We start from the raw sequence: 10,604 nt of genomic DNA on the forward strand, positions 1-10,604 counted from the left end.
ACGCGGTCGTATCACGGATGCAGGATCACCTTGCCCATCGCCTGGCGGCCCGCCAGAACCTTGAGCGCTTCCGCGGTCTGCGCCAGCGGGAAGGTGCGGTCGACATGCGAGGAAATCTTGCCCTCGGCGGTCCACTGCACCAGCTTCTGCAGGTTGGCACGATTCTTCTCCGGATTGAGCCGCGCCCAGGCGCCCCAGAACACACCGCGGATGTCGCAGCCCTTGAGCAGCGCGAGGTTGAGCGGAATCTTCGGAATGTCGCCGGCGGCGAAGCCGATCACCAGGAAACGGCCTTCCCAGGCCACCGAGCGCAGCGCCGCTTCGGCATAGGCGCCGCCGACCGGATCGAACACGATGTCGACGCCCTTGCCGCCGGTCAGTGTCTTGAGGCCTTCCTTGAGATCGTCCCTGGCGTAGTTGAGGGTCAGCTCGGCGCCATGCTGCTTGGCGAAGGCGAGCTTCTCGTCGGACGACGCGCAGGCGATGACCTTCAGGCCCATCAGCTTGCCGAGCTCACAGGCGGCAAGGCCGGTGCCGCCGGCGGCGCCGAGCACCGCGAGCGTCTCGCCGGGCCTCGGCCGTGCGCGATCCTCCAGTGCATGCAGCGCGGTGCCGTAGATGATGATGATGCCGGCGGCGCGGTCGTAGTCGAGATTGTCGGGAATCTTCACCGCCTGCATCGCCGGCACAGCGATCTTCTCGCGTGCGCCGTTGTGGCCGCACGACGCGACCACGCGATCACCGGCCTTGAGATCGGTGACGCCCGCGCCGACGCTCTCCACCACGCCGGCGACTTCGGCCGCGGGCGAGAACGGAAACGGCGGCTTGATCTGGTACTTGCCCTGAATCATCAGCAGGTCGAAGAAATTCAGCGCCGCCGCCTTGATGGCGATCACCACTTCGCCGGGCGCCGCGACGGGATCGGGCACATCCGCCAGCACGAGATCATCGGGGCCGCAGTATTGAGAACACAGGATGGCTTTCATGGCAGTCACCTGAATCGAGAGGACGAGGATTCAACCTGCATTCTTCATGGCGGATTTGAGGCCATGCGACAATCTGATTCACGATCGCTGCGCGATCTTGCGAACGTGCGCAGTTCGTCGCAACCTGCTTCCCAAACAGGCATTTCCCGGTTATTCCAAGAGTCGGAATATCAAACACACATGATCAATCGCAGCATCGGCGGAGCGAGGGGCCAACCCGCCGACGGCGATGATCCGTACACCTGCAAGCGAGGCTCGACGATGTTCAAGCGGCAAAACCTGGCGATGCGTTCGGCGACGGTGCTGCTGTCGGGTGCGCTGTGCATGGCCGCCTCGCAGCTGGCGCTGGCGCAGGGCGCGAAATCGAAAGCTGCGGCCAAGCCCGCGGCAGCCAAGCCGGAGGCGAAACCGCCGAGCATCGGCGGCGCCGAACCGACGCTGGTCGGTCAGTTCGGAACCTGGGGCGCTTACACCGCGATGCCGAACGGCAAGAAGGTGTGCTTCGCGCTGGCCAAGCCGACGTCGTCGAAAACCCATCCGGCGAATCGTCCGCGTGATCCCGCCTATGTGTTCGTGTCGACACGGCCGTCGGAGAAGGTCGTCAACGAGGTGTCGGTGATGATCGGCTACCAGCTGAAGCCGGGATCGGAATCCACGCTCGAGGTCGGTGGCGCGCGCTACGCGATGTACACCCAGGGCGATGGTCTCTGGATCAAGAATGCCGCGGAAGAGGAGCGCATGGTCGAGGCGCTGCGGCGCAGCACCGACGTCACCGTCAAGGGCGTGTCGGCGAAGGGCACCGAGACCACCGACACGTTCTCGCTCAAGGGGCTGTCCCAGGCGCTGGATCGCCTCGCCCAGGACTGCCGCCGCTGAGTGGCGGCGCCGGTCGCCGTCCCGATGCTGTCCGCCGGGTGGAACCGGCTGCAGGATTGCAGAAAACGGCTATCTGGAGCGGGTGTTTCAGGGTAAAGGAATGGCCGCCGCGGGCGGGTTCCGCAGGTGTCCGGCGAGGCCGCCGGGCAGGGCCGCAGGCCCGAACCGCCCCGAGGATGAGCGGCCGTTGCCGCCGCAGGATCAGAGATTTCGGATGACCCAGATGCCGCAGGAAGCCGGATCGTCGCGCGCGCCCGATGGGCGTGAGCTGTCGCGCGCCGCGCCGCCGCTGGAGAAGACGCCGCTCGAGAGCTATGTCGCGCCGGACAAGCCGTCGCTGATCGGGCTGTCGCGGCCCGAGCTGATGGACCGCCTCGGCGATCTCGGCGTGCCGGAGAAGCAGCGCAAGATGCGCGCCCAGCAGCTGTGGCGCTGGATGTATGTCCGCGGCGCCCAGAGCTTCGAGGACATGTCCGACGTCTCCAAGGACATCCGCGCGCAGCTTGCGGAGCACTTCACGGTGGCGCGGCCGGAGGTCGTCGCCGAGCAGATCTCCAGCGACGGTACCCGTAAGTGGCTGCTGCGGCTGCCGAGCGGCCATGCCTCCGAGCGGCCGCACGAGGTCGAGTGCGTCTATATCCCGGAGACCGACCGCGGCACGCTGTGCGTGTCGTCGCAGGTCGGCTGCACGCTGAACTGTTCGTTCTGCCACACCGGCACCCAGCGCCTGGTGCGCAACCTCACCGCCGGCGAGATCGTCGGCCAGGTGATGGTGGCGCGCGACCGCCTCAATGACTGGGTCGACCGCGAGACGCCGAACGGCAACCGCCTCGTCACCAACATTGTCATGATGGGCATGGGCGAGCCGCTGTACAATTTCGATGCGGTGCGCGATGCGCTGCTGATCGTGTCCGACAACGAGGGCATCGGGCTGTCGCGCCGCCGCATCACGCTGTCGACCTCCGGTGTGGTGCCGAACATCGCCCGCACCGGCGACGAGATCGGCGTCATGCTGGCGATCTCGCTGCATGCGGTGCGTGACGAGCTGCGCAACGAGCTGGTGCCGCTCAACCGCAAATACCCGATCGCCGAGCTCTTGGACGCCTGCCGCAACTATCCCGGCGTCTCCAACGCCCGCCGCATCACCTTCGAGTATGTGATGCTCAAGGGCGTCAACGATTCGCTCGACGATGCGCGGCTGCTGGTCAAGCTGCTCAAGGGCATCCCGGCCAAGATCAATCTCATCCCGTTCAATCCCTGGCCCGGCAGCAAGTACGAGTGCTCGGACTGGGACCAGATCGAGAAGTTTTCCGAATACGTCTTCAACGCCGGCTACTCGTCGCCGGTGCGCACGCCGCGCGGCCGCGACATCCTCGCGGCCTGCGGCCAGCTCAAGTCCGAGACCGAGAAGCTGTCGGCGCGCGAGCGTCAGGCGCTGCGCGCCATGGCAATGACGGACTGAGCGGCCCCTGATGGCGCTGCTCGTCCGCATCATCGTCATCTTCGTCGGCTTCTTCGCCGCGAGCCTTGCCGCCGCGGCGGTGGTGATCGCCGCGGTGCTGATGCCGGAATGGAGTGATGTCAATCTTGGCCTCGACGACACCACCATGTCGCTGATCGCGACCTTCGGCTTCATCTTCATCAGCGGCTTCGCGCTGCTGCCTGCCATGATCGTGGCGCTGATCACCGAGGCGTTCGCGATCCGCAGTCTCGTGGTCTACGCTCTCGGCGGTGCCGCGGTCGGCGCGGCCTGCTACCTCAGTCTCGTGCCGTTCGACACCACCTCGATGTCGTTCGTCGGCATCATCCGCCGCGAGCTCGAGGTCCTGACCGGCGCCGGCATCGTCGCCGGCTTCGTTTACTGGCTGATCGCCGGCCGCAACGCCGGCGCCTGGCGCAATCCGCCGTCCGAACGGCCCACCGCTCCCTGAACGGCTCCCTGACATGAATCGCACCGGACTTTTCATTGCGCTCGCGCTGTCGCTCGTCTTCGTGGTGGTGTTCGGGCTGCATCCCGAGATCGACCTCAAGGTCGCAGCCTGGTTCTACGATCCCGTGACCAGGAGCTTCCCGGTCAAGGGCGACGGCCTTGCGAACGTCTTGCGTGACGCCGCGATGTGGATTGCCTGGGGGTTCGCCGCGCCGTCGATCGTCGCGGTGGTGGTCAAGTTCATCCGTCCGGACAGGCCGCTGCTGGTTCGGGGCCGCACCGTGGCCTTCATCCTGATCACCATCATCCTGTCCCCCGTCGTGCTGTCGAACCTCACCTTCAAGAGCTATTGGGGGCGGCCGCGCCCGGTGATGGTCACTGAGTTCGGCGGGCCCTGGACCTTCAAGCCCTGGTACGATCCGAGCGGCGAATGCCGCAGGAACTGTTCATTCTTCTCCGGCGAGGGTTCGACCGCGTTCTGGACCTATGCGCCGGCCGCCCTGGCGCCGCCGGCGTGGCGACCGCTGGCCTATGTCGGGGCGACGGTGTTCGGGGTCCTGACCGGCGGCCTGCGGATGGCGTTCGGCGGGCATTTCCTGACCGACGTCCTGGTCTCCGGGCTGGTGTCGTTCTGGGTGGTCTGGATCGTCCATGCCCTGATCTACCGCTGGGCGGCGACACGCTGGACCGACGAGGCGATCGATGCGGCGTTGACCCGGTGGGCGATGCCGGGCTACCGGTGGCGGCTGAGGGTGTTGCGCCGCTGAGCGTTGGCCTATAGTCCGGCCGAAATCCGGCGGCCGGACCCGCCAGATCGAACAAAATTCCATAGGGTTTTCATGACGAAGGACGTGAAGAAGGTCGTGCTCGCCTACTCTGGTGGGCTCGACACCTCGATCATTCTGAAGTGGCTGCAGACCACCTATGGCTGCGAGGTCGTCACCTTCACCGCCGACCTCGGCCAGGGCGAGGAGCTGGAGCCGGCGCGCCAGAAGGCGCTGCTGCTCGGCATCAAGCCGGAAAACATCTTCATCGAGGACCTGCGCGAGGAATTCGTCCGCGACTACGTCTTCCCGATGTTCCGCGCCAACGCGGTCTATGAGGGCCAGTACCTGCTCGGCACCTCGATCGCCCGGCCGCTGATCGCCAAGAAGCAGATCGAGATCGCCGAGAAGGTCGGCGCCGACGCCGTGTCCCATGGCGCCACCGGCAAGGGCAACGACCAGGTGCGGTTCGAGCTCGGCTACTACGCGCTCAAGCCCGACATCACCATCATTGCGCCGTGGCGTGAGTGGGACCTGCGCTCGCGCGAGCAGCTGATCGCGTTCGCCGAGGCGCACCAGATCCCGATCGCCAAGGACAAGCGCGGCGAAGCGCCGTTCTCGGTCGACGCCAACCTGCTGCACGCCTCCTCCGAGGGCAAGGTGCTGGAGGATCCGGCGCAGGAGGTGCCCGACTACGTCTACTCGCGCACCATCGATCCTGAGAAGGCGCCGGACCAGGCGACCTACATTACCGTCGACTTCGAGAAGGGCGACGCGGTTGCGATCGACGGCGTCAAGCTGTCGCCGGCGTCGCTGCTCGCCAGGCTCAACGAGCTCGGCCGCGCCAACGGCATCGGCCGCCTCGATCTCGTCGAGAACCGCTTCGTCGGCATGAAGTCGCGCGGCATGTACGAGACCCCCGGCGGCACCATCCTGCTGGTCGCCCATCGCGGCATCGAGCAGATCACGCTCGACCGCGGCGCGGCGCACCTCAAGGACGAGCTGATGCCGAAGTATGCCGAGCTCGTCTACAACGGCTTCTGGTTCTCGCCGGAGCGCGAGATGCTGCAGGCGGCGATCGACAAGAGCCAGGAATTCGTCACCGGCCAGGTGCGGCTCAAGCTCTACAAGGGCAACGTCATCCTGGTTGGCCGCAACAGCAGGTACTCGCTGTACGATCAGGACCTCGTCACCTTCGAGGAAGGCGCCGTCGCCTACGACCACCGCGACGCGGCCGGCTTCATCAAGCTCAACGCGCTGCGGCTGCGCACCCTCGGCCAGCGCAAGAAGAAGCTTGGGCTGTAAGGCGCGCTTCGTGCCTCATGGTGAGGAGCGCGGCATCGCCGCGCGTCTCGAACCATGAGGCCACAGGCACCTCAGCCTCATCCGTCGAGACGGCGCTTGCGCGCCTCCTCAGGATGAGGCGCGAGGTCGTCAGCCAATCTTCTCTGTACTGAACGCCGACGTCGAGTACGGCACCGTCACCTCATCTTTGCCCGCGAGCGACGGCTCCGCCGCGATCAGCGCGCGCAGCTGCGCCACCACCTTCGCCTCCTCCTCCGCGGGCAGCGCGGCGATGAAGCTCGTCGAGCGCACGCGGTTGATGACCACGTCCTCGGGCGTGCCGGTGTGGCCGTGGCGGAAGATATCCTCGTGCATTGGGCCGAAGCCCGCGTGCGGGAAGACGCGTCGCCACGCGCCGCTGGCATAGCGTGGCGCATCGCCTTCGTGCTGGTTGATGATGCGGGTGAGCGCGGCGATCCACGGCACGCTCTCGTCGCGCACGTTCCAGATCAGGCCGAGCCGGCCGCCGGGCTTGAGCACGCGGCGGATCTCGTCGAGTGCGGCTGGTGTTGCGAACCAGTGGAACGCCTGGGCGCACGTCACTGCGTCGACCGAAGCGTCCGGCAGCGGAATGGCTTCCGCCGTGCCGGCGCGGGCGTCGACGTCGGGCAGCGCCTGCGTCAGCTTGCGGCGCATTTCCGCCACCGGTTCGATGGCGATGACGCGGGCGCCGGTCTTCGCGAGGTATGCAGTGAACTTGCCAGTGCCGGCACCGAGGTCGAGCACGGTGGTGCCACCGCGCAGGCCGAGGCGCTCCGTCAGCCATGGTGCAATTGCCGTGGGATAGTCGGGGCGGCCGCGAACATAGTGGTCGGCCTTGGCGGCGAAGCCTTCCTTCGCCGCGTGGTGAATGTCGTGCGTCGCGTCCGTCATGAGCCCCTCCGGTTTCTCGCGTCAGGCTCATAGGCCGCCGTCGCGCGCGAGGACAGTCACAACGGCGGGAGCCGTCTATTCGGTGGCGAGGTAGAGCAGCGCCGCGGCCGGCAGCGCGAGGCCGATCCACGATGCCAGCGCCCAGCCGCCATGGACGAACGCCCAGCCGCCGACCGCCGAGCCGAGGGCGCCGGCGGCGAAGAAGGTGGCCATGTAGAGGCCGTTGAGGCGGCTGCGGAATTCGGGCCCGAGCACGAAGATGGCGCGGAAGCCGATCACGACATTGCCCTGCACGCCGAAGTCCACCAGGATCGCGGCCACCACCAGCAGCGCAAGGGCGAGCGCCGATCCCTGCTCGGCGATATGGGTGATCAGGAAGGCGAGCGCCACCGCCAGCATCGCCACCATGGTGGCGATCTTGCCATAGCCGCGGTCGGCGATCCGGCCGGCGAGCGGTGCGGCGATCACGCCGGAAACGCCGACCAGCGCAAACAATGCGATGCCGCGCTGGGACAGGCCGAAGGCGGGGCTTGCCAGCAGCAGCGGGATCACCGTCCAGAACAGGCTGAACGCGCCGAACAAGGCCGCCTGATACAGGGCGCGCCGCCGCAGCACCGGCGTGGTGCGCATGAGGTGGCCCATCGACAGCAGCAACTGGCCGTAGTGCAGGCGGGCCACCGGGGCGCGGCGCGGCAGCGCGCGATGCAGCACCAGCGCGAGGACGACCATGACGGCGGCCGACGCCGCGAACACGACGTGCCAGGATGAGGCTGCGGTTATGGCGCTCGACACCGGCCGCGCCAGCATGATGCCGATCATCAGCCCGGTGCTGACGTTGCCGACCACGCGGCCGCGCGTCGCCTCCGGCGCGAGATGCGCGGCGTAGGGAATCATGATCTGCACCGCGACCGAGCCGAGGCCGGTGAACAGCGCCGCCGCGAGGAACGGCAGTGGTCGCGTCGAGCAGGCCGCGGCCACCAGCGCCAGCGCGCCGACACCGATCACGGTACAGATCAGCCGGCGATTCTCGATGAGGTCGCCGAGCGGGACCAGCAGCAGCAGTCCCGTCACGTAGCCGATCTGGGTCATGGTCACGATCAGTCCGGCGACGGCGAGCGGCAGGCCGAGTTCGGTGCTGATCGGTTCGATCAACGGTTGGGCGTAGTAGATGTTGGCGGCGACGAGGCCGCAGGCCAGCGCCAGCAGGAAGGTCAGTCCCGGGGTGATGGCCTCATGGCGCGGGGCAGGGGTGTCGGTCATGGCGGCGATCGTCATCGGGGCACTTTCAGAAAAGGATTGAGGGGTGGCGGTGGCGCGGTCGATCAGGCGATGAGTTTCATCGCGACATCGAGCAGCGCGGCGGTGGGGAGAGGGGTCTTCGCCTTGCCGACGACGCGCATGCCCTGTGTCATGCAGATCATCAGCCGCGCGGTGGCGTCGGGGTCGACGTGGGCGGGGATCGAGCCGTCGGCCTGCCCTTCACGGATCAGGCCAGCGAGCAGGGCTTCGTTGGCCTTGAGCGCCACGGAGACGCGCGCCGCGACTTCGGCGTCGAGCGCGGCGAGCTCGATGGTGCTGCCGACCACGAGGCAGCCGCGCCGGCCCTCGATGCCTTGCGAGGCTTCGAGATAAGAGGCGAGCACGCGCCGCAGCCGGTCGTGGCCGGTCTGGCCGTCGTCAGCGGCGGCCCGCACCTGCGCGCTGCGGAGCGCGCTGTAGCGGTCGAATGCGGCCAGGAACACCGCGCGCTTGTCCTTGAACGCCTTGTAGATGCTGCCGGCGGCGAGCTCCATGGCGTCGCTGAGGTCGCCGATCGAGGTGGCGTGGTAGCCCCGTTCGCGAAACACGCGCACGGCCTTGTCCAGCGCCGCGTCGATATCGAACTCGCGGGGCCGGCCGGGCGGGCGGTGCGGATGGTGTGGTGTCTGCGACATGGCCGTAAATTAGGAAATGATCATTTCCAAATCAAGAGGTGCGGCCAAACAAAATGGCCGGGACGTAAGGTCCCGGCCATCGTGTCGTGATCGTTGAGGGCTCAGCGCGGCGGCGCGACGCCCGCCGGCGGTGGCGGCAGGTTGGCGTTGCCGCCGGTGAGCAGTGGCGTGATGCGCCGGATGGTGACTCGCCGGTTCTGGCGCTCCGGACCGTCGGTCGAGATCTTCAGATACTGCGAACCATAGCCCTGCGAGGTCAGGTTCTCCGCCGGCACCTGGAACTGCTGGGTGAGCAGGTTCGCCGCGGCTTCCGCGCGGCGGTCCGACAGCGACAGGTTGTCGACGTTGTTGCCGGTCGCATCGGTGTGGCCCTCGATCAGGAACACCTCGCGCGGGTTGCGCGAGATCGCTCGGTTGAGGCCATCCGCGATCACCTGCAGCTTCGCCGCCTGGTCCTGCGAGATGTCCGCCGAACCGATGTCGAAGTTGATGGTGTCGAGATCGATGCTCGGCATGCGCTGGCGCACCGACGGGCTGTAGCGGATCTCGTCGAGCGAGTAGCGGCGCTCGATGCGTTCCACCGGCGGCGCGATCAGCGTGTCGTAGATCACCTCCGGCGGCGCGCGCTCCGCCTCGACGATGTAGCGGTCCGGCGGAATGGTGAGCACCGGCGGCGGCAGCATCACATAGAAGCCGCCGACGGCGGCCGGATCGCGGTAGGTGTTGTCGATGATGATGATCTCGCGACCGTCGCGGTCACGACGGATGCGGCGCAGCAGGCTGCCGTCGGGACCGGTGACGGTGATGATCTGCGTGCCGTCGGGCCGGATGATGATGGTGCGGGTATCGGCGCCGTCACGCCGGACCTCGACGTCGCGGGCGCCATAGCGGAAGCGATCCATCTCATCGTGGCGGATGAACGCCTGGCCGCTGGGATCCTCGACAATGATGCGGCCGGGCTCGCGGATGATCGTCCGTCCCCCCTCGAAGCTCTGCTGCCGCTGGGCACGGAAGTCCTCGATGCGGCCGCCGCCGGGCGCAGGTCCGTTGGCCGGCAGTGGCGTGACGGCCGCGGGTGCGATGGCAGGCAACGGTGCGGCAACGGTCGGCGCCGGAGCTGACGGCGGTGTGCCGGGCGGCAGGCCTGGCGGGCGCTGGAAGTTGGCACGAGGCGCGCCCGCTCCGCCGGGACCGCCAGCGCCACCTGGACCGCCGGGGGCGCCAGCGCCACCTGGACCGCCAGGTTGCCCCGGAGCGCCGGGTTGGCCTGGGGCGCCTGGGGCACCTGGGGCGCCGGGAGCTCCCGGCGTTCCCGCGGCGGGCGGCTGCGCGGGTGCGCCGGCAGGGCGCGTGCCGGTCGGTGCCGCCGGCTGGCCTGCGGGAGGTGTCGGCTGGGTGCCGGCGGGTGCCGGAGTGCCGGGATGGGCGGCTGCGGCCGGCGGTGGCGTTTCCGGTCCGGTGCCCGGCGCGCCGGCGTGTGGCGGCGGCGCGGCGCCCGGGCTGGTGCTCGGGGGCGCTGCAGGTACTGGCGCTGCGGGTACTGTCGCTCCAGGTGCCGGCGTTCCCGGAGTGGGTGTGGCCGGCGGGCGCGCGCCCTCGGGACCGCGTGGCGGTGTGACCTCGCGCACGCCCGGCGCCAGTGGCGGGGCGTTCTCGGGGCGGCGGACCGGCGGCTGCCCGGCCGCGGGCGGGGTCCCCGGAGCGGGGGCGGTTTGTGGAGCCGCGGCACCACCAGCCGGCGGCGCAGGATGTGCGGCAGGCGGCGGAGGCGGGGCTTTCGGTTCAGCCGCGGGGGGCGGAGGCGGTGGTGGTGCCTTGGGAGCGGCAGCCGGTGGCGGCGCAGCCGGGTGGGCCGGCGGCTCGGCGTGGGGCGCCACGGGCGGCGGCGGGGGCGCCT

General features: G+C 68.5%; 10 protein-coding genes. 5 read left to right on the top strand and 5 right to left on the bottom strand.

Going from position 1 to position 10,604, the window contains the following annotated elements:
* Positions 1-11: 11 nt before the first annotated feature.
* The gene (locus AB4Z37_RS30080) at positions 12-986 is read right to left on the bottom strand and encodes an NADPH:quinone oxidoreductase family protein (RefSeq protein WP_441520387.1); all 975 of its coding nucleotides are present in this window, start codon (positions 984-986) and stop codon (positions 12-14) included.
* Between the two features lie 324 nt (positions 987-1,310).
* Here AB4Z37_RS30080 and AB4Z37_RS30085 point away from each other — a divergent pair, with 324 nt between their 5' ends.
* The 5 genes from AB4Z37_RS30085 (at position 1,311) to AB4Z37_RS30105 (ending at position 5,861) form a co-directional block, all read left to right on the top strand.
* A complete protein-coding gene (locus AB4Z37_RS30085) occupies positions 1,311-1,862 on the top strand; it encodes an invasion associated locus B family protein (RefSeq protein ID WP_441520398.1) in 552 nt (183 codons plus the stop codon).
* Between the two features lie 223 nt (positions 1,863-2,085).
* Positions 2,086-3,324, top strand: a complete 1,239-nt coding sequence (gene rlmN / locus AB4Z37_RS30090; protein WP_441520399.1) for a 23S rRNA (adenine(2503)-C(2))-methyltransferase RlmN — start codon at positions 2,086-2,088, stop codon at positions 3,322-3,324.
* A 10-nt stretch (positions 3,325-3,334) separates the two neighbouring features.
* The gene (locus AB4Z37_RS30095) at positions 3,335-3,793 is read left to right on the top strand and encodes a hypothetical protein (protein ID WP_441520388.1); all 459 of its coding nucleotides are present in this window, start codon (positions 3,335-3,337) and stop codon (positions 3,791-3,793) included.
* Positions 3,794-3,806: 13 nt separating this feature from the next.
* Positions 3,807-4,559, top strand: coding sequence for a phosphatase PAP2 family protein (locus tag AB4Z37_RS30100; protein WP_441520389.1), 753 nt, complete (start codon positions 3,807-3,809; stop codon positions 4,557-4,559).
* A 72-nt stretch (positions 4,560-4,631) separates the two neighbouring features.
* Positions 4,632-5,861 carry an argininosuccinate synthase gene (locus tag AB4Z37_RS30105; protein WP_441520390.1) on the top strand — a complete coding sequence of 410 codons (1,230 nt, stop codon included), beginning with the start codon at positions 4,632-4,634 and terminating at the stop codon, positions 5,859-5,861.
* Positions 5,862-5,990: 129 nt separating this feature from the next.
* Here the strand turns inward: AB4Z37_RS30105 and AB4Z37_RS30110 are convergent, their stop codons facing one another.
* From AB4Z37_RS30110 to AB4Z37_RS30125, 4 genes are all read right to left on the bottom strand, one after another.
* Positions 5,991-6,773, bottom strand: coding sequence for a class I SAM-dependent methyltransferase (locus AB4Z37_RS30110; protein WP_441520391.1), 783 nt, complete (start codon positions 6,771-6,773; stop codon positions 5,991-5,993).
* 75 nt (positions 6,774-6,848) lie between these two features.
* Entirely contained in the window at positions 6,849-8,048 is a 1,200-nt protein-coding gene (locus AB4Z37_RS30115) for an MFS transporter (protein ID WP_441520392.1), read from the bottom strand.
* 47 nt (positions 8,049-8,095) lie between these two features.
* Positions 8,096-8,707: a TetR/AcrR family transcriptional regulator gene (locus tag AB4Z37_RS30120; protein WP_441520393.1), complete on the bottom strand. Its 612-nt coding sequence runs from the start codon at positions 8,705-8,707 to the stop codon at positions 8,096-8,098.
* 101 nt (positions 8,708-8,808) lie between these two features.
* A complete protein-coding gene (locus AB4Z37_RS30125) occupies positions 8,809-9,798 on the bottom strand; it encodes an OmpA family protein (RefSeq protein ID WP_441520394.1) in 990 nt (329 codons plus the stop codon).
* Between the last annotated feature and the right edge of the window lie 806 nt (positions 9,799-10,604).

It is taken from the genome of Bradyrhizobium sp. 2TAF24 (genome assembly GCF_052115025.1).
GTDB lineage: Bacteria > Pseudomonadota > Alphaproteobacteria > Rhizobiales > Xanthobacteraceae > Bradyrhizobium_A.